The organism is Pseudomonas sp. S1_E05, assembly GCF_056337105.1.
Genome location: NZ_JBFRHM010000001.1, coordinates 5116739 through 5139839 on the forward strand (window position 1 = coordinate 5116739; position 23101 = coordinate 5139839).

Annotated in this window: 19 protein-coding genes; 9 read left to right on the forward strand and 10 right to left on the reverse strand. The window is 61.1% G+C overall.

The annotated features are described in order from the left end of the window. The first annotated feature begins 20 nt into the window (after positions 1–20). The 5 genes from epd to fba all read left to right on the forward strand — a co-directional run bounded on the left by epd (position 21) and on the right by fba (position 4211). Entirely contained in the window at positions 21–1088 is a 1068-nt protein-coding gene (gene epd, locus AB4N33_RS23620) for an erythrose-4-phosphate dehydrogenase (protein ID WP_460120128.1), read from the forward strand. Between the two features lie 12 nt (positions 1089–1100). Continuing rightward, positions 1101–2264 carry a phosphoglycerate kinase gene (locus AB4N33_RS23625; RefSeq protein WP_476458358.1) on the forward strand — a complete coding sequence of 388 codons (1164 nt, stop codon included), beginning with the start codon at positions 1101–1103 and terminating at the stop codon, positions 2262–2264. 34 nt (positions 2265–2298) lie between these two features. Continuing rightward, positions 2299–2520: a hypothetical protein gene (locus AB4N33_RS23630; RefSeq protein WP_460120132.1), complete on the forward strand. Its 222-nt coding sequence runs from the start codon at positions 2299–2301 to the stop codon at positions 2518–2520. Between the two features lie 56 nt (positions 2521–2576). Next, positions 2577–2909 (forward strand): MliC family protein, encoded by a 333-nt coding sequence (locus tag AB4N33_RS23635; protein WP_460120134.1) that lies wholly within the window; start codon positions 2577–2579, stop codon positions 2907–2909. Between the two features lie 237 nt (positions 2910–3146). After that, positions 3147–4211 (forward strand): class II fructose-bisphosphate aldolase, encoded by a 1065-nt coding sequence (gene fba, locus AB4N33_RS23640; RefSeq protein WP_007913760.1) that lies wholly within the window; start codon positions 3147–3149, stop codon positions 4209–4211. Positions 4212–4269: 58 nt separating this feature from the next. Here fba and AB4N33_RS23645 read toward each other — a convergent pair whose 3' ends face one another. Then, a complete protein-coding gene (locus AB4N33_RS23645; protein ID WP_460120135.1) occupies positions 4270–4938 on the reverse strand; it encodes a polysaccharide lyase family 7 protein in 669 nt (222 codons plus the stop codon). 322 nt (positions 4939–5260) lie between these two features. On the opposite strand from AB4N33_RS23645, the gene AB4N33_RS23650 reads away from it, so the two are divergent. The 3 genes from AB4N33_RS23650 to AB4N33_RS23660 are packed head-to-tail and all read left to right on the forward strand — an operon-like array spanning position 5261 to position 8234. After that, positions 5261–7384: a putative bifunctional diguanylate cyclase/phosphodiesterase gene (locus tag AB4N33_RS23650; protein WP_476458359.1), complete on the forward strand. Its 2124-nt coding sequence runs from the start codon at positions 5261–5263 to the stop codon at positions 7382–7384. Between the two features lie 46 nt (positions 7385–7430). After that, the gene (locus AB4N33_RS23655) at positions 7431–7922 is read left to right on the forward strand and encodes a M48 metallopeptidase family protein (RefSeq protein ID WP_460120139.1); all 492 of its coding nucleotides are present in this window, start codon (positions 7431–7433) and stop codon (positions 7920–7922) included. A 15-nt stretch (positions 7923–7937) separates the two neighbouring features. Next, positions 7938–8234, forward strand: coding sequence for a winged helix-turn-helix domain-containing protein (locus tag AB4N33_RS23660; protein WP_427581334.1), 297 nt, complete (start codon positions 7938–7940; stop codon positions 8232–8234). Positions 8235–8330: 96 nt separating this feature from the next. Here the strand turns inward: AB4N33_RS23660 and AB4N33_RS23665 are convergent, their stop codons facing one another. Next, the gene (locus AB4N33_RS23665; RefSeq protein WP_476458360.1) at positions 8331–8783 is read right to left on the reverse strand and encodes a GNAT family N-acetyltransferase; all 453 of its coding nucleotides are present in this window, start codon (positions 8781–8783) and stop codon (positions 8331–8333) included. 254 nt (positions 8784–9037) lie between these two features. Here AB4N33_RS23665 and AB4N33_RS23670 point away from each other — a divergent pair, with 254 nt between their 5' ends. After that, on the forward strand, positions 9038–9775 hold the full coding sequence (locus AB4N33_RS23670; protein WP_460120143.1) for a substrate-binding periplasmic protein: 738 nt from the start codon (positions 9038–9040) through the stop codon (positions 9773–9775). 126 nt (positions 9776–9901) lie between these two features. On the opposite strand, the gene yccS is transcribed toward AB4N33_RS23670, so the two are convergent. From yccS to betB, 8 genes are all read right to left on the reverse strand, one after another. Beyond that, the gene (yccS, locus tag AB4N33_RS23675; RefSeq protein ID WP_476458361.1) at positions 9902–12088 is read right to left on the reverse strand and encodes a YccS family putative transporter; all 2187 of its coding nucleotides are present in this window, start codon (positions 12086–12088) and stop codon (positions 9902–9904) included. Between the two features lie 254 nt (positions 12089–12342). Next, positions 12343–13521 (reverse strand): BaiN/RdsA family NAD(P)/FAD-dependent oxidoreductase, encoded by a 1179-nt coding sequence (locus AB4N33_RS23680; protein ID WP_460120147.1) that lies wholly within the window; start codon positions 13519–13521, stop codon positions 12343–12345. A gap of 159 nt (positions 13522–13680) precedes the next feature. Further along, the gene (gene dbpA, locus AB4N33_RS23685; protein WP_476458843.1) at positions 13681–15018 is read right to left on the reverse strand and encodes an ATP-dependent RNA helicase DbpA; all 1338 of its coding nucleotides are present in this window, start codon (positions 15016–15018) and stop codon (positions 13681–13683) included. 144 nt (positions 15019–15162) lie between these two features. Continuing rightward, a complete protein-coding gene (mdtD, locus tag AB4N33_RS23690) occupies positions 15163–16590 on the reverse strand; it encodes a multidrug transporter subunit MdtD (RefSeq protein WP_476458362.1) in 1428 nt (475 codons plus the stop codon). Between the two features lie 135 nt (positions 16591–16725). Next, entirely contained in the window at positions 16726–18072 is a 1347-nt protein-coding gene (locus AB4N33_RS23695) for a TldD/PmbA family protein (protein WP_476458363.1), read from the reverse strand. Beyond that, positions 18072–19514, reverse strand: coding sequence for a TldD/PmbA family protein (locus tag AB4N33_RS23700; RefSeq protein WP_476458364.1), 1443 nt, complete (start codon positions 19512–19514; stop codon positions 18072–18074). The genes AB4N33_RS23695 and AB4N33_RS23700 overlap by 1 nt, the downstream gene beginning before the upstream one ends. Positions 19515–19770: 256 nt before the next feature. Beyond that, a complete protein-coding gene (betA, locus tag AB4N33_RS23705; RefSeq protein ID WP_460120154.1) occupies positions 19771–21471 on the reverse strand; it encodes a choline dehydrogenase in 1701 nt (566 codons plus the stop codon). A 128-nt stretch (positions 21472–21599) separates the two neighbouring features. Continuing rightward, positions 21600–23072 carry a betaine-aldehyde dehydrogenase gene (gene betB, locus AB4N33_RS23710; protein WP_460120156.1) on the reverse strand — a complete coding sequence of 491 codons (1473 nt, stop codon included), beginning with the start codon at positions 23070–23072 and terminating at the stop codon, positions 21600–21602. Between the last annotated feature and the right edge of the window lie 29 nt (positions 23073–23101).

A 23101-nucleotide genomic window follows, 5' to 3' on the forward strand; every position in this document is an offset into this window, starting at 1 on the left:
CCACGGTAATCGAGAACCCCATGCCTCAACCGCGTCCCTACAAAGTTGCACTCAACGGCTACGGCCGGATTGGTCGTTGCGTCTTGCGTGCGTTGTTCGAGCGAGGCGAGAAGGCTGGGTTCGAGATTGTCGCGATCAACGATCTGGCCGACATGGCCAGCATCGAATACCTGACACGCTTCGACTCCACTCACGGGCGTTTTCCCGGCGAGGTGAAGGTCGATGGCGATTGTCTGCATATCAATGGCGACTGCGTGAAGGTCCTGCGCAGTGCCACCCCCGAAGGGATCGATTGGGCGTCGTTGGGCGTCGATCTGGTGCTGGAGTGCTCCGGCGCTTACAACTCCCGCGAGGATGGCCAGCGTTTCCTGGACGCCGGCGCGCCTCGTGTGCTGTTTTCCCAACCGATGGCCAGTGAGACGGATGTCGACGCCACCATCGTCTATGGGGTGAACCAGGATTGCCTGACCGGGCAAGAGCTGCTGGTATCCAACGCATCCTGCACCACCAATTGCGGCGTGCCGCTGTTGCGGTTGCTGGACCAGGCCATTGGTCTGGAGTACGTGTCGATCACCACCATTCACTCGGCGATGAACGATCAACCCGTCATCGACGCCTATCACCACGAAGACCTGCGTCGCACCCGTTCGGCGTTCCAGTCGGTGATCCCGGTGTCCACTGGTCTGGCACGAGGCATTGAGCGTCTGCTGCCGGAACTTGCCGGGCGAATCCAGGCCAAAGCCGTACGCGTACCGACGGTGAATGTATCGTGCCTGGATATCACGATGCAGACCGTCAGCGACACCGACGCCGACGAGGTCAACCGGATACTGCGCGAGGCCGCCACCAGCGGCCCCCTCAAGGGCCTCCTGGCCTACACCGAGTTGCCTCACGCCAGTTGTGATTTTAACCATGACCCACATTCGGCGATCGTCGATGCCAGTCAGACCCGCGTTTCCGGCCCACGGCTGGTGAACATCCTGGCCTGGTTCGACAACGAATGGGGTTTTGCCAACCGAATGCTGGATGTTGCAGAGCATTATCTGCAGACAGCCGGCGCTCCAAAACACTGCTCTGCAAACCAGTAGGAAATGCGACCCATGACCGTGTTGAAGATGACCGACCTCGATCTGCAAGGTAAGCGCGTACTGATCCGCGAAGACCTCAACGTCCCAGTCAAGGACGGTGTAGTCACCAGCGATGCGCGAATCCTGGCTTCGCTGCCGACCATCAAGCTGGCCCTGGAAAAAGGCGCGGCGGTGATGGTCTGCTCGCACCTTGGCCGTCCGACCGAAGGCGAGTTCTCGGCCGAGAACAGCCTCAAGCCTGTCGCTGACTACCTGAGCCGCGCGCTGGGTCGTGAAGTGCCGCTGGCGGCCGATTACCTGGGCGGCGTGGACGTCAAGGCCGGCGACATCGTGCTGTTCGAAAACGTGCGCTTCAACAAGGGCGAGAAAAAGAACGCCGACGAGCTTGCCCAGCAATACGCTGCCCTGTGCGACGTTTTTGTGATGGACGCGTTCGGCACCGCTCACCGTGCCGAGGGCTCGACCCACGGCGTGGCCAAGTTCGCCAAGGTTGCCGCTGCAGGTCCGTTGCTGGCCGCTGAGCTGGATGCCCTGGGCAAGGCGCTGGGCGCTCCCGCCAAGCCAATGGCCGCGATCGTTGCCGGCTCCAAGGTCTCGACCAAGCTCGACGTACTCAACAGCTTGAGCCAGATTTGCGACCAGTTGATCGTCGGTGGCGGCATCGCCAACACGTTCCTGGCGGCTGCCGGTCACCCGGTCGGCAAGTCCCTGTACGAGCCGGACCTGCTTGACACTGCCCGCGCCATCGCGGCCAAGGTCAGTGTGCCGTTGCCGGTGGATGTCGTGGTTGCCAAGGAATTCGCTGAAAGCGCTACGGCCACCGTCAAGCTGATCGCCGACGTGGCGGCCGATGACATGATCCTGGATATCGGTCCGCAGACGGCGGCAAATTTCGCTGAGCTGCTGAAATCGTCCAGGACCATTTTGTGGAACGGTCCGGTTGGCGTGTTCGAGTTCGACCAGTTCGGCAACGGTACCAAGGTGCTGGCCCAGGCCATCGCGGACAGCGCGGCATTCTCCATCGCGGGTGGCGGTGACACACTGGCGGCCATCGACAAGTATGGCGTTGCCCAGCAGATTTCCTACATTTCCACCGGTGGTGGTGCGTTCCTCGAGTTCGTCGAAGGCAAAGTGCTGCCGGCGGTCGAAGTCCTGGAAAGCCGTGCCAAGGCCTGAGGTCATTGAGTTGACCAGGCAAGGGAGTGTTCACATGGTCAGGTTGCTTGCGCTGTTGATGGTTGCAGGTTCGCTGGCGGCGTGCGGGAGTAACCCCAAGGCTGCGCCCGAACCCGCACCGCAAGCGGTGGACAAGGGCTGCTACCAGGCTGACTGGCAGGCGGAAACCAACCCGGTGCTCAACAAGCGTTCCGGGCCTGATGGCCTGGACAAATACGAAACTCAGACCCCCGCCAAGGAACGTGGTTGCCCTTGACGGGTCTGACTCCTTACTCGGGGCTGGCGGCGTGTGCCGTTGGTCGAGGAACACGGATGAAAGGTTTTATCGCCATTACGGCGCTGGCACTGCTGGCGGGCTGCTCGAATTTTGACCTGTTCAAGAGCGCCGAACCTGCGGGCAACTGGACCACCTGGACCTGTGACAGCCAGGCCCAGGTGCTCTGGCGTTTCACTGACGACAGCCGCAAGGCCGTCGATGTGCGCCTCGGCGGTGCCGATCAGGTGTATCGCCTTAAGGAAGAGCCGGGTGCTTCGGGTGTGCTGTACAGCAACGATATGCTGGCGTTTCACATGAAAGGTGAGGAAGGCCTGGTTTACTGGGTCGCCACCAATGATTTGATCGGCCGTGGTTGCAAGGCGCAATAAGGCCCTGCGCCATACCTGTAGGAGCGAGCATGCTCGCGATGGTCGTCAACGATAACGTTGGCTGCCTGACACCCCGCGGTGACAGGTCTTCCATCGCGAGCATGCTCGCTCCTACAGGGTTTCACGAATTTGCGTTGCACCAGACCGGCCAACCCCCGATCTGCAAAAACTTGAATAGCCGCCGCCGCTCCGGCAGGCTGGCACGATTAACGACCCAAACCGGGAGAGAGACACACAATGGCACTTATCAGCATGCGCCAGATGCTGGACCACGCAGCCGAGTTCGGCTACGGCGTTCCAGCCTTCAACGTCAACAACCTTGAGCAGATGCGCGCCATCATGGAAGCCGCTGACAAGACTGACTCTCCGGTGATCGTCCAGGCTTCGGCCGGTGCTCGCAAATACGCCGGTGCGCCGTTTCTGCGTCACCTGATCCTGGCGGCAATCGAAGAATTCCCGCACATCCCAGTGTGCATGCACCAGGACCACGGCACCAGCCCTGACGTCTGCCAGCGCTCCATTCAGTTGGGCTTCAGCTCGGTGATGATGGACGGTTCCCTGGGCGAAGACGGCAAGACCCCGACCGATTACGACTACAACGTACGTGTTACCCAGCAAACCGTTGCCATGGCCCATGCCTGCGGCGTTTCGGTAGAAGGCGAACTGGGTTGCCTGGGTTCCCTGGAAACCGGCATGGCCGGTGAAGAAGACGGCATCGGTGCCGAAGGTGTTCTGGATCACAGCCAGATGCTGACCGACCCGGAAGAAGCGGCCGACTTCGTCAAGCGCACCCAGGTCGATGCCCTGGCCATCGCCATCGGCACCAGCCACGGCGCCTACAAGTTCACCAAGCCGCCTACCGGTGACGTGCTGGCGATCGACCGCATCAAGGAAATCCACAAGCGCATTCCGAACACTCACCTGGTGATGCACGGTTCGTCTTCGGTTCCGCAAGAGTGGCTGGCGATCATCAACCAGTACGGCGGCGACATCAAGGAGACCTACGGCGTGCCGGTTGAAGAAATCGTCGAAGGCATCAAGTACGGCGTGCGCAAGGTCAACATCGACACCGACCTGCGCCTGGCGTCCACCGGTGCGATGCGTCGCCTGATGGCCACCAACCCGAGCGAGTTCGATCCGCGTAAGTTCTTCGGCGCGACCGTGACCGCCATGCGCGACGTGTGCATCGCACGTTACGAAGCGTTCGGCACCGCCGGCAATGCCTCGAAGATCAAGCCGATCTCGCTGGAAGCGATGTACCAGCGTTATCTGAAAGGTGAGTTGAACGCCAAGGTCAACTAAGCCTTCAGCGACTGCTCATGAAAAACCCGCAGAAATGCGGGTTTTTTATGCCTCAAATTTACTTGTCGTGATCGATGTCCAGCTTGCTGAAAGTCACCTTGCCACCTTCGCTCGTGTAGCCGGTGTTGTCCTGCACATAGACGCCTGCCTTGAAGTACAGCGGTTTTACCCGCCAGGTCGCGCTGATTTTGGTATCCCACTGGTAGCCCGCCGCGCTGATGCCGAGGGCGCCGCCGGGGCTCAGGTGAATGAGGTAGGAAAACTCCTGATCCAGTTTCACCCCGGTGGCGATGGTGATCACCCTGCCTTCACTATCATCGGGGCGCATGCGTACCTTGGCGACGATGTTGCCGGCCTTGGTGGCGTCCTTGTATTGGTACTCGACTTTGACCATGGGTTTTTGGCTTTGATAAGCATGAATCTGGCCGATGACGATCTTCCCCGAACTGGGCACCTGGTTGACCGCCAGCGTGGCACGCAGGGAGTTGTCGGCATCGGGGTAGTACCAGTTTTTCAGGGTGCCGTTGCTGTAGGTTTCGCGCAGTTCGGTGCGCGGGAACTTGGCGTTCTCCGTCCGGGTTCCCGTGACGGGCGACCAGAAAAAGAGGGTGCCCGTGTCGGAATGGAAGTATTGATTCTTGTAGCCTGTCACCAGTTTTCGGGTTTCAACTGTGTACGGCGGGCTGCCGACAGGAACACTGAGATTCCAGGATGCAAGGTCAATCATAGCGAAGCTTCCACGGTGTCTGGTTTCGGTACGCACGTGCCAGAAGCTCTAGCACGGGCGTTTGAGCGCGGCCTTTATAATAGTAGTGAACTCTTTTGTTAATGCTGGCCTGACAAATGGATGGCGTCAAAATCCTGTTAAAACGCCATCTTTCCCGTATTTAGCGGGCTGTAGAGGCTACCGTTAGTCGGTAAATGAATGCAGCGGGTAAATGATGGCGTACTGACAGCTTCTGCTTTCGCGGTTCCCGGTCTAGAGTGAACGCATTGTACTGTCCGATTTTCACGAGAAACCGGCCTGACGTCCCTACAAGAGAAGCAGCATGGAATGCGCGCAAACTACGCCAGTTGAAGGCAGCTCAACCCTTTTGATCGTCGATGATTACCCGGAAAACCTGGTCAGTATGCGTGCGTTGTTGCAGCGTCAGGATTGGCAGGTCATTACGGCTGCCTCCGGTTTTGAAGCCCTCAGTCTGTTACTTGAACACGATATCGACCTGGTGCTGCTGGATGTGCAGATGCCGGGTATGGATGGTTTCGAGGTCGCCCGCCTGATGCGCGGCAGCCAGCGAACCCGTCTGACGCCGATCATTTTCCTCACTGCCAACGAGCAATCCAAGGATGCGGTGATCAAGGGCTACGCCAGCGGTGCGGTGGATTACCTGTTCAAACCCTTCGACCCCCAGATACTCAAACCCAAGGTGCAGGCCTTGCTGGAGCACCAGCGCAATCGCCGGGCGTTGCAACGCCTGAGCCATGATCTGGAAGCGGCGCGGGCGTTCAATGCATCGGTGCTGGACAACGCGGCCGAGGGCATTGTGGTGGTTGATGAGGATGGGATGATCCGCTTTGCCAACCCGGCCATGTCGCGGCTGCTCAATGCGACGCAGCAGGATTTGCAAGGCAAGGAGTTTCTTGATTACCTGCAAAAACCGCACATTCCAGTCTGGGCCGATTCCGAGTTGTTCTGCGGTTACAAGCGTGGCGAAACCTTCCGCCTGCATGATGCCTCTCTGCGTACCGCCGCTGGGCAACAGGTGCCCGTGGCGTTGTCTTGTGCGCCGCTACCGGCCGAACAGCGCGCGATGGTGGTAACGGTGCTGGACATGTCGGTGGTGCGCCATCTGCACCAGCAACTGGAATTCCAGGCCGTCACCGACCCGTTGACTGGCCTGCTCAATCGCCGGGGTTTCTACCAGACGGTGGAAAACCTGCTGGTGCGCGGCGAGCGCTCCGAGCGTGCGTGGGTTTTGTTGTACCTGGATCTCGATGGCTTCAAGCGGGTCAACGATTGCCTCGGTCATGACGCCGGCGACCGGGCGCTGCGCTGGGTTTCCGAGCAACTGAAGACCTGCTTGCGGCCTGTCGACATTCTTGCGCGCATGGGCGGTGACGAATTCACGGCGCTGCTGGACCTGGAATTTCCCGAGCAAGCGGCAAAGATTGCCGAGAAAATCATCGAGCGTGTGTCCGTCTGTCAGCAGATCGACGGCCTGGACATCGCACTGGGCGCCAGTATTGGCATCGCCACGTTCCCGGACTGCGGGTCCAACCTCGATGGTTTGTTGCGAGCGGCCGACATCGCCATGTACGAGGCCAAGCGTGCAGGTCGCCAACAGTATCGGTTCTATGACCACGACATGAACGGCCGGGCGCGCTCACGGTTGATGCTCGAAGAAAGCGTGCGCACGGCCATCGAAAACCGGGATTTCAACCTGGTGTATCAGCCGCAGGTGGCCATCGCTGGCGGACGGATTCGTGGTTTCGAGGCGCTGCTGCGCTGGCAGCACCCGAGTGTCGGTGACGTACCACCGGGGCTGTTCATGCCCTTGCTGGAGGAGGCACGTTTGATCAGCCGCCTGAGCACCTGGATCTATGAGCGTAGCGCCGGGCAACGTAAGGCCTGGGAAACCCTGTTCGGGGAGGATTTGGTGTTGGGGGTCAGCTTGAGCAGCACGCAGTTCGGCATGCCGAATCTGGTGACCGAGCTGCGCCTGGTGTTGGAGCGTCATGATTTGCAGGCGCGCCATCTGGAGGTCGAGGTCACTGAAGAGGCGCTGATGCAAAACCCGGAGGAAACGCGCAAGCAGCTGCGGTTGCTGCGAAACCTGGGGGTGCGCGTGGCTTTGGATGACTTCGGTTCCGGGCCTTGCTCGCTGTCGCATCTGCGCGATCTGGAACTGGACACACTCAAGCTCGACCGCCACGTGATCGCCCGCTTGCCTGGCTCACCTCGAGATGCGGCACTGGTACACAATGTGATCGGCCTGTGCAGGGAATACGGGATTCTGGTGATCGCCGAAGGCGTGGAAACCGTCGAGCAGTATGAGTGGCTGCGCGCCAATGGCTGCGAGTACGTGCAAGGTTTCCTGGTGGCACATCCGATGGTCGCCGAGGACGCCGCAGGCTTTGCGCAACCCTTTAACTGGAGCGCGCTGACGGACTGAATTCGCTACACTGGCGGCCTGTCCGTAATTGATACCCTGCGCTGCGATGACTCCCTTGAAGTACCTACAGGCCTATCCTGCTGCGTTGCAGGAGCAGGTGCGCCAGCTGATCACGGAGGATCGCCTGGGCGACTACCTGAGCCGGCGTTACCCGCAAAAGCATGATGTGCAGAGCGACAAGGCGCTGTACACCTATGCCCTGGACCTGAAGCAGGCCCACCTGCGTAATGCCCCGGCCATCGACAAGGTGCTGTTCGACAATCGCCTGGACCTGACGCACCGCGCGTTGGGCCTGCACACCACGATCTCCCGGGTGCAGGGAGGCAAGCTCAAGGCCAAGAAGGAAATTCGCGTCGCCTCACTGTTCAAGGAAGCGCCCGCCGAGTTTCTCAAAATGATCGTGGTGCATGAGCTGGCGCACTTCAAGGAGTCGGATCACAACAAGGCGTTCTACAAGTTGTGCGAGCACATGTTGCCGGGGTACCACCAGGTCGAGTTCGACTTGCGGGTGTACCTGACGTGGCGGGAAATGCAGTAACCAAGGGGTGTGGGGATGGACGTGAGCAAGACCAAGAGCAGCTTCTATCGCCGTCTGTATGTGGCGTATCTGATCGACAGCGGTTTGGCCAGCAGTGTGCCGGCCCTGACCGACGTGACCGGCATGCCCCGGCGCACGGCCCAGGACACCATCGCCGCGTTGGCGGACCTGGACATTGTGTGCGAGTTCGAGCAGGAAGAGGGCGCGCGTAACCACGCCGGACGCTACCGTATTCGCGATTGGGGGGCGATTGATCGGGGGTGGATCGAGCGCAATCTGAGGCAGATCAAGGCGGTGTTGGAATACCCGTGATGGTTGTGGGGCCTGGTCTGGCCCCATCGCGGGCAAGCCCGCTCCCACAGGGGCGACGTGTACTTTGTGGGAGCGAGCCTGCTCGCGAGATGTTACTCAGGACCGCCGCATGCCTATGTGTGGAATCCCGTCCTCCAGGTACTCCTCGCCCGCCACCTCAAACCCGTAGCGCCCGTAATACCCCTGCAAATGCGCCTGGGCCGACAGATAGATCGGCATATCCGACCAGTGCTTTTGTGCCTGTTTCAAGGCCTGGGCGATCAGCTCATGACCCAGCCCCTGGCCGCGATAATCAGGCGCCGTGATCACCCGGCCGATGACCACATCGCCGCCCTGTAGTTGCGGGTCGAGCAAGCGCAGGTAGGCCGCCAGCCGATCTGTGTCCCAAGCCATCAGGTGGAAGGTGTCCCCTTCCAGGTCCTGGCCGTCGATGTCCTGATACAGGCATTTCTGTTCCACCACGAACACGTCAGCGCGCAATTGCAAAATGGCGTACAGCTGCTCCTTGCCCAGATCGCTGTGATGTTTGCAGACCCAATCGATTGTCATCTTTGCGTTTTCCTTCACTCAGTGCTTGCGATACTAAGCGTCTGGAAGAGGGATGTCTGTATGGCGGAGAAATCTGTGACAAAGTCCAAAATGCCATCATTCATTTCGCGCGCAGTTGTCTTCTTTGTGTAATCTGGGATTGAAGCTGTGCAGCGATTTCGATGAGCTAAGGTTAGTACGTGGTGTGCCGGTAAGGGACCGTCGAGTTTTGGTTGAAAACACGTGGGCAACCTGCCCGCTAAGGATTTTCGAGCATGCCGCGATTGAATCGAGCGTGGGCCTTGATGGCTTGGTTGTTGCTGACCCAAAACGCGGCCGCTGAGAAGCTGCGACTGGTCGCCGACACCTGGCCACCCTTTACCGACGCTACGCTGGTCAACGGCGGACTGGCCACCGATATAGTCGCCACCGCGCTGGCCCGCGCCGGCTTCGCCAGCGAGTTTGAGCAGGTGCCCTGGGCGCGTGCGCTGATGGGGATTGGAGAGGGGCGCTACGACGTGCTGGTGAATGCCTGGTACGCCGAGGAACGCACCAAGCTGGGGCAGTTCTCCGCCGAATACCTGATCAATCGCGTGCGCTTCCTGAAGCGCAAGGATGCCCCCATCGAATTCGATAACCTTCAACAACTGCACATGTACCCGATTGCCGTGGTGCGCGGTTATGCCTATTCGCCGGCGTTCGAGAACGATCCGTCGCTGCAAAAAGTCCCTGTGCACAGCTTTGCCATGGCGGTGCGCATGGTCGCCGCCGACCGGGTCAAGCTGACTCTGGAGGACGAATACGTTGCGCGTTACTACCTGGCTCGCGAATCAGCCAAGGTGCGCAACGCCGTGGAATTCCTGCCCAAGCCCCTGAGCGAAAACAGCCTGCACATTCTGGTCAGCCTGAAAAACCCCCAGCATGAGCAGATTGTTGCCGGGTTCGATCGCGCAATTGCCGGGATGAAGGCTGATGGCAGTTATGCGCGGTTGTTGAAGCAGCATGGGATGTAGGCATTAGCTGCAAGCTGCAAGCTGCAAGTTGCAAGTTGCAAGTTGCAAGTTGCAAGTTGCGAGCTTCAAGTTTCAAGTTTCAAGTTTCAAGTTTCAAGTTTCAAGTTTCGAGCTTCAAGCTTCAAGTCATGGGGTTTCGCTGGTGTCTTTGATCAGGTGTGCTGCCAACGTGCGTAGCGGCCCCAGTTGCCGGCAGATCAGCGCCAGTTGGGTTTGTACCAGCCGCTGGCCTTCGTCGATTTCATCCGGCATCTGTTCCAGTTCGTTGGCCATGGCTTCTTCTTCATCGCTCTGAATCGCGATGGGCATTTTGCTGGTCAGTCCTTGTGCGATTTCATCGATGCTGCTCGCCAGTTTCGCTCCTGCACCTTCGATCAGGTGCTCACGCACTTCCGCTGGCAATTGGGTTTCCCGGTGGGCGCCCAGCCCTGAGAGATAGCTGAGCAAGGTGTGCGACAACACCAGAAAGCGGAATCCTATATCGGCCTCCTTACGGAAATGCCCAGGCTCCATCAGCATGTTGGCCAGCGTCGTCGACAGCGCCGCATCGGCGTTGTGGGCGTTGCGTCGGGCCAGGCGATAGGCGAGGTCATCGCTTTTGCCGGCGGCGTATTGCTGCATGATCTGGCGCAGGTAGATGCTGTTGCAGGTCAGCGTGTTGGCCAGCACCTTGTTCAGGCGTCGGCCCTGCCAGTCTGGCAGGAACAGGAACACCGCGAGGCCGGCGATCAGGCTGCCCAGCAGGGTATCGAACAGGCGAGGCAGGAAAAGTCCGTAGCCGTCGCCCACCTGATTGAAGCAGAACAGCACCATCAGGGTGATAGCGGCGGTGGCGAGGGTGTAATGGGTGGTGCGGCTGATAAAGAACACCACCCCGGCAACGATGGCGATGCACGACTGCACCAGCGGATTGGGGAACAGGTCGAACAGCGCCCAGGCCACGGTCAGGCCGATGGCGGTGCCGATGATCCGCTGCCCGAGCTTGCGTCGCGTGGCACCGTAGTTCGGCTGGCAGACGAAGAGGGTGGTGAGGATGATCCAGTAACCCTGGGAAGGGTGTATCAAGTGCACCATGCCGTAGCCGATGCTCAAGGCCAGGGGCAACCGCAGGGCGTGGCGAAACAGCAGCGACGTGGGTGTCAATTGCGTGCGCAGGCGAACCCACACGTCCCTGAGGTTACGCGGCGAACGGTCGAGCAGGCTGCTGTCGCTGGCGTCGGCGAGGGCGTCGGGGTTGCTGGCGTCGCTGAGCAGGCGATCCATGGTGCCAAGGTTGGCGGCCAGCGCGCGCAAGGATCGCAGCAATCCACGCCAGGCCGGGTTGCTCTGGATGCGCAGGTGTTCGAGTGAAGCGTGCAGGTCGCCCAAGGCCTCGGCGAAACTGGCGTCGTAGATGAACGGCTGGCGCATCTGGATCGACTCGGCCAAGGCGCGGCAGGCCTTGCCTTGCTGGCGCAGCAGGCGCTGGCAGCGGAACAGCACGTCGCTGTGGAAAAATGCTTCGGCCAGGGCGTTATACGGATAGTGCGAGGAACTGGCGCGTTCGTGAATGTCCTGGGCGAGGAAATAGAGTTTCAGGTAACGGCTGACTTTCGAGCCTGGCCGGCCGTTGCCGACCCGGTGCAGGATGATTTCCTTGGCGGCGTTCAGCGCGGCGACCACCCGGCCATTTTGCTGGGCGAGTTCCAGCCGGCGCGCTTCCACGTCCATCCCCCGGACCGGTTCGAGCAGCGACGATTTGAGCTTGAGGTAAAAGCCCAGCTCCCGGAACAGACGCGCCAGGCTTTGCTGTACGGGCTGGTTGGAAAACAGCGCCTGCCACAACACCGAGAGCAGGCCATACCACGCCGCCCCCGCGACCAGCAGCATCGGTTCATGCCAGAAATCGGTGACCGCACCACCGCGCTGGTCCACGCCGATCATGGTGTAGACCGACAGAATCAACGTGCCGGAAGCGATCGCTCCGTAACGCTCGCCCAGCGCGCCCAGCATGGTCAGGCCGAAACCGGCGAGGGCCAGGGCAACGACAAAAATGATCGGGTAGGGGAACAGCAATTCGACCGACAGCGCGGCGATGGTGAAACACACCAGCGTCACCGCCAGCGAGTTGAGGCGGCCTTGCCAGCTATCATCGGTCTCGGCCAGGGCGCAGGCGATGATGCCGAGGAACAACGGAATCAGCAGGCCCATTTCATCCTGATACCAGCACAGCGCCATGCTGCCGGTCAGGGCGATGAATACCCGCACGCTGTAGCTGAATTTATCCAGCGCCCAGATACGACGCAGAGACTGACGAAGAGGGGTCGATGACATGAAGTGCGAAGGCCTTCCGAGGCAATGCCGCTAAATTGAGCCACTAATGACGTCGGCGCAATGGCGCCGATCACATGTGACAGCAAAATCTGTTCCTTATCCCTGCATCGCGTCACCCCCCCACTGTAGGAGCGAGCATGTCGAGGCATCGAACCGTCGCGATGGTCGTCAACGATAACGCTGGCTGTCTGACGCCCAGCGGTGTTCTTTTTCCATCGCGAGCATGCTCGCTCCTACAGGGGGGATGCGCTCAATCAGACGTACTGCGCAGCCGCATAGCCCGAGGCCCAGGCCCACTGGAAGTTGAAGCCACCCAGGTGCCCGGTGACATCCAGGACCTCGCCGATGAAATACAGGCCTGGGCTTTTAAGCGACTCCATGGTCTTGGACGACACCTCGTTGGTGTTCACGCCGCCCAGGGTCACCTCGGCCGTGCGATAGCCTTCGGTGCCCGCCGGCACGACTTTCCAGCTCGCCAGTTTCTGCGCAATGTCGGCCATTTCGGCGTGGGTGTACTGCTTCATCGGCTTGGATGCGAACCAGTTGTCCGCCAGCAGATTGGCCATCTTCTTGGTGAAAATCTCACCGAGCAGGGTCTTCAGCTCGCTGTTCGGGCGTTCGGCTTGCTGTTGTTGCAGCCAGCCCGGCACGTCGTGGTCAGGCAACAGATTGATTTCAACCGTGTCGCCTGGCTGCCAGAACGAGGAAATCTGCAGAATCGCCGGACCGCTGAGGCCGCGATGGGTGAACAGTATGTTTTCGCGAAAGCTCTGATCGTTGCAGCTCACCAGGCAATCCACCGAGGTCCCGGACAGCTCGCTGCACAACGCCTTGAGCTGGTCGGTGATGGTGAACGGCACCAGACCGGCGCGGGTGGGGAGCAATTCGTGACCGAATTGTTTGGCCACCTGATAACCGAAACCCGTGGCGCCCAGGGTCGGAATCGACAGGCCGCCGGTGGCGATCACCAGTGATTGGCACGTCACCTGGCCGAGGGTGGTGTCCAGCAGGTAGCCGCGCTCCAGCTTTTCGATGCTCTGGATCGAAGTATCCAGGTGCAGGCTGACGCCGGCCTGGTCGCACTCGCTGAGCAGCATTTCGAGGATGTCGCTGGATTTGTTATCGCAGAACAACTGCCCGAGTTTTTTCTCGTGGTAGGGCACGCCATGCTTGGCAACCATCCCGATGAAGTCCCACTGGGTATAGCGGGCCAGGGCGGACTTGCAGAAATGTGCGTTCTGCGAGAGGAAATTGCCAGGTTCGGTGTACATGTTGGTGAAGTTGCAGCGGCCACCGCCCGACATCAGGATTTTCTTGCCGGCCTTGTTCGCATGGTCGAGCAACAGCACCTGACGCCCACGTCCGGCGGCGGTCAGTGCACACATCAACCCTGCGGCGCCTGCGCCAATGATCACGACTTCGGTAGAGCGCAAAACGGTGTCCTCTTCATTCATCACAAAACAACACGTACACACAAAACAAACTGTGGGAGCGGGCTTGCCCGCGATGAGGTCGGCACATCCAACAAAGTAGTTGTCTGTCAGGCCGTCATCGCGGGCAAGCCCACTCCCACAGGGGAATGCGGTCAGGTCTTAAAGGATCCGCACCCGCAACGAACGGCCCTTGATCTTGCCGTCATTCAGGCGCTGCAAGGCCTGTTTGGCGACGCCGCGTTCCACCGCGACGTAGGCCTGGAAATCGAAGATCGCGATTTTGCCGACCTGTGCGCCGGGAATGCCGGCGTCACCGGTCAGTGCACCCAGGATGTCGCCCGGACGCACCTTGTCCTTGCGCCCGGCGGCGATGCACAAGGTGCTCATCTGCGGCAGCAACGGGCCGCCGCCCTTGGCGGTCAGGTTGTCCACCTGGTCCCAGGTCAATGGCGACTTCTGCAGCGCTTCGATGGCCTGCGCGCGCTGTGCTTCGGCAGGTGCCACAAGACTGATAGCCAGCCCCTTCTCACCGGCACGGCCGGTACGGCCCACGCGGTGGATGTGGATTTCCGAATCGCGGGCCAGCTCGACGTTGATCACCATGTCCAACGAATCGATGTCCAGGCCGCGGGCAGCGACGTCAGTGGCCACCAGCACCGAGGTGCTTCGGTTGGCGAACATTGCCAGCACCTGGTCGCGGTCACGTTGTTCCAGGTCGCCATGCAGGCCGACCGCGGAGATGCCCTTGGCGGTCAGGTGGTCGACGGTTTCCTGTACCTGCTGCTTGGTGAAGCAGAACGCTACGCAGGACGCCGGGCGGAAGTGGCCAAGCACCTTGGTCACCGCGCTCATGCGCTCTTCTGGAGAAATCTCGTAGAAGCGCTGCTCGATCTGCGAGTCGTCATGGAACGCCTCGGCCTTGACCTGCTGCGGGTTGCGCATGAACTTCGCTGCCAGTTGCTTGATGCCGACCGGGTAGGTGGCGGAGAACAACAGGGTCTGGCGACGCTCCGGGGCTTGCATGATGATTTCTTCGATGGAGTCGTAGAAACCCATGTCGAGCATGCGATCGGCTTCGTCGAGGATCAGCGTGTTCAGGCCATGCAGCACCAGCGAACCCTTGCGCAGGTGCTGCTGGATGCGGCCCGGCGTGCCCACGATGATGTGCGCGCCGTGCTCCAGGGAGGCAATCTGCGGACCCAGGGACACGCCGCCGCACAGGGTCAGGACCTTGATGTTGTCTTCGGCGCGGGCCAGGCGACGGATTTCCTTGGCGACCTGGTCGGCCAGCTCGCGGGTCGGGCACAGGATCAGTGCCTGGCAACCGAAGTAGCGTGGGTTGATCGGGTTGAGCAGGCCGATGCCGAAGGCAGCGGTCTTGCCGCTGCCGGTCTTGGCCTGGGCGATCAGGTCCATCCCCTTGAGGATCACCGGCAAGCTCTGCGCCTGGATCGGCGTCATCTGGGCATAACCGAGGGATTCGAGGTTAGCCAGCATGGCGGCAGACAGCGGCAGAGTATTAAATTCGGTGGCAATGGTGGTCACGGGACGGGCCTGCAAAACAAAATGTCGCGCAGTGTACCAGTCCCGCCCGCACTACCTGCAAATTCTGGACGAATAGCCTTTGGCCGCCATGCTCGCTCAGTGGTCGATATCGTGCTCGCGATTGACCACCCGGCGCCCGTCGTTGGGCGATAGCTGGGAAAAGATCGTCGCCGCCAGCATTGCCATGATGCCAACCGTGACGAATGTCAGTTGGAAGGCGCCCAGCACCGTGTCCACACCGTCATTGCCGACTTGCGCGGTAAACCCGCCCAGCAATGCGCCCGCGCAGGCCACGCCAAGGCTCAGGGACAATTGCGCAACCACCGACAGCAGGCTGTTGCCGCTGCTGGCGCTGGCATCATCGAGGTCGATCAGGGTCACGGTGTTCATTGCAGTGAACTGCAACGAGTTGATCGCCCCCAACACCGCAAGCATGCCCAGCAGCAGCCAGTAGGGCGTCTGCTCGCTGACCAGGCCCATGCTCGCCAGCATCAGGCCCAGCGCCAGGGTGTTGCCGGTCAGAACGATGCGATAGCCCAGGCGCTCGATCATCGGCCGTGCGATCGACTTGGCGACCATCGCTGCGGCAGCCAGCGGCAGCATGCTCATCCCGGCCTGGGACGGCGAGTACCCGAGCGCCACTTGCAGCAGCAACGGCACCAGGAACGGTAGGGCCCCGCTGCCCAGGCGGGCAAACAGATTGCCGAGAATGCCGACGGCGAACGTTCGGGTCTTGAACAGCGACGGCGAGAACAAAGGATTATCAATGTGCCCGGCCCGCAGCCAGTAAGCCGCCAGGCACGCCATGCCGCCAAACAGCAGCAACATCACTCGCAAGTGCGGCAGGTGCAGCTCGCCCAAACCTTCCATGGCGATGGTGATCAGAATCATCGCCGCACCGAACAGCAGAAAGCCGAGGCCGTCGAAGCGGGTACGTTCACTGCCGCGCAGGTCGGGGATGAACTTCCACACGGCGTAGCAGCCGATGGCGCCGACCGGCAGGTTGATGAGGAAGATCCAGTGCCAGGTCAAGTACTCGACCATCCAGCCACCCATGGTCGGGCCGATCAAGGGACCGAGCAGGCCCGGGATGGTGATGAAGCCCATGATCCGCACCAATTCCGAGCGCGGGTAAGCGCGCAGTACCACCAGCCGCCCAACCGGCAGCATCAGTGCGCCTCCCAGGCCCTGGATCACCCGGGCGCCAATCAGCATGCTCAGACTGCTCGACAGGGCGCAGAGCAGTGAGCCGATGCTGAACAGCAGGATGGCGCCAAAGAAGATTTTCTTGGTGCCAAAGCGGTCGGCAATCCAGCCCGAAGCGGGGATCAGCAAGGCGACCGTGAGCATGTAGGCGATGATCACGCCCTGCATGCGCAAGGGGTCTTCCGCCAGGTCGCGGGCCATGGCCGGCAGGGCGGTGTTGAGAATGGTCCCGTCCAGGGACTGCATGAAGAATGCAATCGCCACCACCCACGGCAACCAGCGGGCAGTGACAGCATCGAGAGCGGGGCGGTTGGGCATGGGGCCTCTTTTGAATGGTCGGGTAACCAGAAACCTGTGGGAGCGGGCTTGCCCGCGATGGCGGTGTACCAGCCAACTTCAGTGTTGAGGTTGGTGGCCTCATCGCGGGCAAGCCCGCTCCCACAGTTTCTGTGTTTACAAGGTCAAGGTCAGTTTGCTCACCAACGCCCCCGGCAACAACGCCGAATCCGTTGCCCGCTGACTATAGGTGCTCGCTGACAGCAGTAGTTCCCGCTCCTGGGTCAGCGCTTCCAGTTGTGAACCGAGCAAACTGAAGGCGCTGTCATCGAAACGCATGGTGCTCACGGGCGCCTGGATCTTGCCATTCTCCACCCAGAATGTCGCAAAGCGGGTCATGCCGGTCATGCGGGCACCCGGTTGATCCGAATAGTTGAGGTACCACAGGTTGCTGATGTACAGGCCCGTGCCCAGTTGTTTGAGAACGTCTGCGTCAGGCAGCGTTCCGGCTGCCATGTTCAAGGCACTGGGTGCTTCGTAGCCGCTGGCACCGTTGGCTGTCAGGCCGTATTCGGCGGCGCTGCGTGAACTCACCAGTTGCGCGTCGGCCCGACCTTGGGTGATCAGTTTCAGATCGCTGCGCGGATAACCTTCGCCAGAGAATGCCGGGCTCAACGAACCGCTGACTTGCTCATCGATGGACACCAGCGGGCTGAACGACTGGTCGCCGGCATAGAGTTTCTGCAACGGGCTGCTTTTGCTGGCGATCGACTGCGCCGAGAAACCACCCCAGCTCAACAGCCCCATGATTTCTTCCAGCGCGGCGGGCGCCAGGTAGGCGCGGTATTGTCCGGGTGCCAGGGTGCGCAGGGGCCGACCCAGCAGTTCGAGTTGCTGGCGCGCCTGGGAGAAACGTCGGGCGAAGCCGTCAGCGCTCCACTCGTGCCCGGCATAGCTGGCTTTCACTGCCTGGCCATTTTCATGGAACAGGCTGAAGTCGAAGTTGAAGCTGTTGGCCTGGTGCCAGCCGAACGCGCCCGCCGAACTGGCGAAGCCCCGGCTGATCGGGCCTGCCGCATAGAAACCCACCAGGTCCAGGCCTTCGGCGGCGCGGGTCATCTGGCCAACGACGTGTTCGGTGTCCGGTAGCGGATGCGCCTGCACGTTGTTGCTTTGCCAGCTGTTGTGGTTGAGCAGCAAATAAGGGTCCTGCGGTAGCAACGGCAGGGTCTCGCGCAGTTGTTGAAGGCCCTCGGCCAAGCGCTGTTGATCCACCTGCGCCTCACCTGACAGCGTGATATCGAGGTCGGCATGCCGGCCTTCGCTGATCAGCTTCAATCCGATGCTCGCCTGTTGCACCTGGCCGGCCTGGCGCACTTTTCCATGGTTGAAACGCACGAAGGCTGACGATTCGGCACCATAGCTGAGGGTGAATTGTTCAGGCTCGCGAATCGCTTCGCGCAGGCCTTTGACCAGCGCCTTGAACGACTCGGCCTGACTGTTGGCTGGATTGGATAGCGGCATCAGGCTTCTCCCCCGAATACATCAATATGGCTGAACACACAGGCCGGCGACGCGTGGCCGACGCGGATGACCTGGTTGGGCTCGCCCTTGCCGCAGTTCGGGGTGCCCAATACCTGGAAGGTGTCTGCATCGCCGACGGCGCTCAGGCTCTTCCAGAACTGCGCGGAAACGCCCCGGTAATTCGGGTTTTTCACCACACCCTTGAGTTCGCCATTCTCGATCAATTGACCCCACTCGCAGCCGAACTGGAATTTGTTGCGCGCATCGTCAATTGACCACGAGCGATTGGTGGACATCAGGATGCCGTGCTCGATGTTGCCGATCAGTTGCGCCAGCGGCTGATCGCCGGGTTCGATGTTGAGGTTGGCCATGCGGTCGATGGGCGGACGGTTCCAGCTGCATGCGCGGCTGTTGGCGACGCCGTCCATGCCGGCGCGAAATTGCGACAGCGCTCCGCCCAGTGGTCGCAGGAGCAATCCTTGCTTGATCAAAAACTGCTTGGTCGCAGCAACGCCGTCGTCGTCATGACCGTAGCTGGCCAATTGCTCGGGAATGTCGGGGTCGAAGGTCACGTTGAGCAGCTTCGAGCCGTACTGCAGATGGCCGAAGTCCTGCGCCTTGACGAAGCTGGTGCCGGCGTAATTGCGCTCGTCGCCGAGGATGCGGTCCAGCTCGAGCGGGTGGCCAATGGACTCGTGGATCTGCAGCATCATCTGATCGGGCATCAGCAACAGGTCCCGAGGGCCCTGTGGAGTGTTTGGCGCCAACAACAATTGCAACGCCTGGTCGGCGACTTTCGGGCCAGCACCGATCAAGCCGCATCGGTTGATCACGTCCGCGCCGCCCTGCTGACCGAAGTTCTCGCGCCCCAGGCTGCGGGTCTGGCTGTCATTGCCGTCGTAGGCGGTGACGTCCAGGCCCGGGTAGACGAAACGTTGGGCCTGGCGCAGTTCGGCGCCCGCGCTGCTCAAGTAGATCTGCTCGACGTGGGTGATGCCGATGCTCACCTGCCAGTTCACCAGTCGCTCGTCCTTGGGTACTGCGGCGGATTCGGCGCTCAGCAACTCGTAGCATTCGCTCAAGGAAGGGAAGGGCTGGTCGAGGTTTGGCGAAAAGTAATCGGCGCGGTCACTGGACACGCGCTGCTCGCGCAGGTCGAGCAAGGCATGGGGCTTGAGCTGGCGCGCTTGCTGTTCGGCTTTTTCCAGTGCGGCCTGCAGGCCGGTTTGCGACAAGTCGTTGGTGGCGGCGTAGGCTTCGACGCCGTTCACGCGCACGGTCAGCATCGCACCTTCGTCACGCCGCAGGCTCGGCGGTTCGGCGACGTTCTTGCGCACCGACAAGTACTGGCCGGACTCGCGTACATAACGCAATGAAAAGAAGTCAGCGCCCGTGCGCAAGGCAGCGAAGCGCTGCTTGAGCTGGGGGTGGAAATCGAACATGCCTGAACCTCCTGGCGATGGAGTGATGGTGGAGCGGCGTTGCGGGGGGAGGGTGAAACGGTCGCGTGGCGCTAGAGTAGGCCTGCCAGGGGGAGGGATCAAGGTTGGTGCGCTGCCAGAACGATCATGTTTGGTGCCTGTGAGGGCCTATTCGCGGGCAAGCCCGCTCCCACAGTCTCTCGGCTGAATCACAAATTTGTGTTCCGACCGAAAACCCTGTGGGAGCGGGCTTGCCCGCGATTGGGGCGACGCGGTCTTAAGCTGGCTGGCTGACTTCCCGCACCGCCTTGCCCTTCACTGGCGCATCGCCGGCCACATAGTAATCCGCCGTGCTGCGCGGTAACGGCTGGCGACCACGGATTTTGTCGGCAATTTTTTCGGCGATCATGATCGTCGGCGCGTTCAGGTTGCCCGTGGTGATGATGGGCATGATCGAGGCATCGATCACACGAAGGCCCTGCATGCCGTGTACACGGCCCTGGCCATCGACCACCGCCATGTCGTCCGTGCCCATCTTGCAGGAGCAGGACGGGTGGAACGCGGTTTCGGCGTGCTCGCGGATGAATTTATCGAGCTGCTCGTCGGTTTGCACTTCGATGCCCGGGCTGATCTCGCGACCACGATACGCGTCCAGTGCTGGCTGCTGCATGATTTCCCGAGTCAGACGGATGCCATCGCGAAATTCCTGCCAGTCCTGCTCGGTGGCCATGTAGTTGAACAGAATGCTCGGGTGCTGGCGCGGGTCCTTGGACTTGACCTGGATGCGCCCACGACTCGGCGAACGCATCGAACCCATGTGCGCCTGGAAACCGTGTTCCTTCACACCGTTGCTGCCGTTGTAGTTAATCGCCACCGGAAGGAAGTGATACTGGATGTTCGGCCACTCGAATTCCGGGCGGCTGCGGATAAAACCGCCGGCTTCGAACTGGTTGCTGGCGCCGATGCCGGTGCCATTGAACAGCCACTCGGCACCGATGGCCGGCTGGTTGTACCAGAGCAGCGAGGGGTACAGCGAGACCGGCTGGGTGCAGGCATATTGCAGGTACAGTTCGAGGTGGTCCTGCAGGTTTTCACCGACACCCGGCAGATCGTGTACCACTGGGATGTCCAGGCTTTGCAGCAGTTTGGCCGGGCCAACACCGGAGCGTTGCAACAGCTGCGGCGAGGCAATTGCACCGCTGCACACCAGCACTTCCTTGCGCGCGCGGGCTTCGACGCGCTCTTCGGCAGCACCCACCAGGTAGCGCACGCCGACGGCGCGCTTGCCTTCGAAAATGATCTTGTCGGTCAAGGCGTGGGTAACGATAGTCAGGGTCGAACGCTTCTTCGCCACGTCCAGGTAACCGCGGGCAGTGGAAGCGCGGCGGCCCTTCGGTGTCACGGTGCGGTCCATGGGGCCGAAGCCTTCCTGCTGGAACCCGTTGAGGTCCTCCGTACGCGGGTAGCCGGCCTGCACGCCGGCTTCAACCATGGCGTGGAACAACGGATTGTTGCCAGCTTTGGGCGTGGTCACGCTGACCGGGCCATCGCCACCGTGGTAGTCATTGGGACCGATGTCACGGCTTTCCGCCTTGCGAAAATACGGCAGGCAATCGAGGTAGGACCAGTCGTCCAGGCCAGGCAGTTTGGCCCAGCCGTCGTAGTCCATGGCGTTGCCACGGATGTAGCACATGCCATTGATCAACGAAGAGCCACCCAGGCCCTTGCCGCGACCACACTCCATGCGGCGCCCGTCCATGTGCGGCTCAGGATCGGTTTCGTACGCCCAGTTGTAGCGGCGACCTTGCAACGGGAAGGCCAGGGCGGCCGGCATTTGTGTACGGAAATCGAGGCGGTAATCCGGGCCGCCTGCTTCGAGCAGCAGCACGGTAACGCCAGCGTCTTCGGTGAGGCGGGTGGCCAGGGTGTTGCCTGCCGATCCTGCGCCAACAATGATGTAGTCATATTCTTGAGTCATGGGGGCTCCTTGAGAGCTGCGAGCTCTAAGCTTCAAGCTGCAAGAAAAAGCAGCGAGCGGCGTATCGAAGAGATGCGGCAAGCCAAACTGCTTTTACTGGCAGCTTGAAGCTTGCCGCTCGGGGCTCATCAGAACACTGATGCGTAATCGCCCAGCTCGACCTGTACCGATTTGATACGCGTGAAGTTGTTCAGCGAGCTGATGCCGTTCTCCCGGCCCACACCCGACTGCTTGTAGCCACCGACCGGCATCTTGGCGTCGGATTCGCCCCAGGCGTTGATCCAGCAGATGCCCGCTTCCAGTTGATGGATGATGCGGTGGGCGCGGTTCAGGTCCTTGGTCACCACGCCGGCGGCCAGGCCGAAGTCGGTGTCGTTGGCGCGGCGGATCACTTCTTCTTCGGTGTCGTAGGTCAGGATCGCCATCACCGGGCCGAAGATTTCTTCACGCACGATGGTCATGTCATCCGTGCAGTCGGTGAACACGGTTGGCGCCACGAACGCGCCCTTGGCGAATTCGCCTTCGCTCAGACGGTGGCCACCGCAGAGCACGCGAGCGCCTTCTTCCTTGCCTTTGGCGATGTAACCCAACACGCTTTCCATGTGAGCGAAGCTGACCAGCGGGCCGAAGTTGGTGTTTTCGTCTTCCGGGTTGCCGATGCGAATGCGCGCCACACGCTCGGCGATCTTGGCTTCGAACGCAGCTTTGAGGTGGCTGGGCACGAACACGCGAGTGCCGTTGGTGCAGACCTGGCCGGAGCTGTAGAAGTTGGCCATCATCGCGGTGTCGGCGGCGCGATCCAGGTCGGCGTCATCGCAGATGATCAGCGGCGATTTGCCGCCCAGTTCCATGGTCACATCCTTGAGCGAAGAGCTGGAGGCGCTGGCCATGACTTTCTTGCCGGTGTCGGTGCCGCCGGTGAACGACACTTTTTCGATGCGCGGGTGCTCGGTCAGCCAGGTACCGACTTCACGACCGCTGCCGGTCAACACGTTGAACACACCGGCCGGAACGCCGGCTTCGGTGTAGATCTCGGCCAGTTTCAGGGTGGTCAGCGAGGTGACTTCGCTCGGCTTGAAGATCATCGCGTTGCCCGCGGCCAGGGCCGGTGCGGATTTCCACAGGGCGATCTGGATCGGGTAGTTCCATGCACCGATACCGGCCACGACGCCCAGTGGCTCGCGACGGGTGTAGACGAACGACGTGGTGCGCAGCGGGATTTGCTCGCCTTCGATGGCAGGCACCAGGCCCGCGTAGTATTCCAGCACGTCAGCGCCGGTCACGATGTCGACGTAGCGGGTCTCGGAGTAGGCCTTGCCGGTGTCCAGGGTTTCCAGCGCGGCCAGTTCGTCATTACGCTCACGCAGGATTTCCACGGCGCGACGCAGGATGCGCGAACGCTCCATGGCGGTCATGGCGGCCCAGATTTTCTGGCCCTTTTCGGCGCTGACCACGGCGCGCTCGACGTCGTCCCTGGTGGCGCGTTGTACTTTTGCGAGGACTTCACCGTTAGCCGGGTTGATGGTTTCGAAGGTGGCATCGCTGCCAGCGTCACTGTAACCGCCATCGATGTAGAGTTTTTGCAGTTCGAAACGGGCCATAAAGTCCTCGCAAGTGCATCAGTGATTGG

Excerpts from the sequence above, each read along its gene's own strand:
- epd (WP_460120128.1), top strand. The coding sequence starts at position 21 with ATGCCTCAACCGCGTCCCTACAAAGTTGCACTCAACGGCTACGGCCGG.
- AB4N33_RS23625 (WP_476458358.1), top strand. The coding sequence starts at position 1,101 with ATGACCGTGTTGAAGATGACCGACCTCGATCTGCAAGGTAAGCGCGTA.
- AB4N33_RS23630 (WP_460120132.1), top strand. The coding sequence starts at position 2,299 with ATGGTCAGGTTGCTTGCGCTGTTGATGGTTGCAGGTTCGCTGGCGGCG.
- AB4N33_RS23635 (WP_460120134.1), top strand. The coding sequence starts at position 2,577 with ATGAAAGGTTTTATCGCCATTACGGCGCTGGCACTGCTGGCGGGCTGC.
- fba (WP_007913760.1), top strand. The coding sequence starts at position 3,147 with ATGGCACTTATCAGCATGCGCCAGATGCTGGACCACGCAGCCGAGTTC.
- AB4N33_RS23645 (WP_460120135.1), bottom strand. The coding sequence starts at position 4,938 with ATGATTGACCTTGCATCCTGGAATCTCAGTGTTCCTGTCGGCAGCCCG.
- AB4N33_RS23650 (WP_476458359.1), top strand. The coding sequence starts at position 5,261 with ATGGAATGCGCGCAAACTACGCCAGTTGAAGGCAGCTCAACCCTTTTG.
- AB4N33_RS23655 (WP_460120139.1), top strand. The coding sequence starts at position 7,431 with ATGACTCCCTTGAAGTACCTACAGGCCTATCCTGCTGCGTTGCAGGAG.
- AB4N33_RS23660 (WP_427581334.1), top strand. The coding sequence starts at position 7,938 with ATGGACGTGAGCAAGACCAAGAGCAGCTTCTATCGCCGTCTGTATGTG.
- AB4N33_RS23665 (WP_476458360.1), bottom strand. The coding sequence starts at position 8,783 with ATGACAATCGATTGGGTCTGCAAACATCACAGCGATCTGGGCAAGGAG.
- AB4N33_RS23670 (WP_460120143.1), top strand. The coding sequence starts at position 9,038 with ATGCCGCGATTGAATCGAGCGTGGGCCTTGATGGCTTGGTTGTTGCTG.
- yccS (WP_476458361.1), bottom strand. The coding sequence starts at position 12,088 with ATGTCATCGACCCCTCTTCGTCAGTCTCTGCGTCGTATCTGGGCGCTG.
- dbpA (WP_476458843.1), bottom strand. The coding sequence starts at position 15,018 with ATGCTGGCTAACCTCGAATCCCTCGGTTATGCCCAGATGACGCCGATC.
- mdtD (WP_476458362.1), bottom strand. The coding sequence starts at position 16,590 with ATGCCCAACCGCCCCGCTCTCGATGCTGTCACTGCCCGCTGGTTGCCG.
- AB4N33_RS23695 (WP_476458363.1), bottom strand. The coding sequence starts at position 18,072 with ATGCCGCTATCCAATCCAGCCAACAGTCAGGCCGAGTCGTTCAAGGCG.
- AB4N33_RS23700 (WP_476458364.1), bottom strand. The coding sequence starts at position 19,514 with ATGTTCGATTTCCACCCCCAGCTCAAGCAGCGCTTCGCTGCCTTGCGC.
- betA (WP_460120154.1), bottom strand. The coding sequence starts at position 21,471 with ATGACTCAAGAATATGACTACATCATTGTTGGCGCAGGATCGGCAGGC.
- betB (WP_460120156.1), bottom strand. The coding sequence starts at position 23,072 with ATGGCCCGTTTCGAACTGCAAAAACTCTACATCGATGGCGGTTACAGT.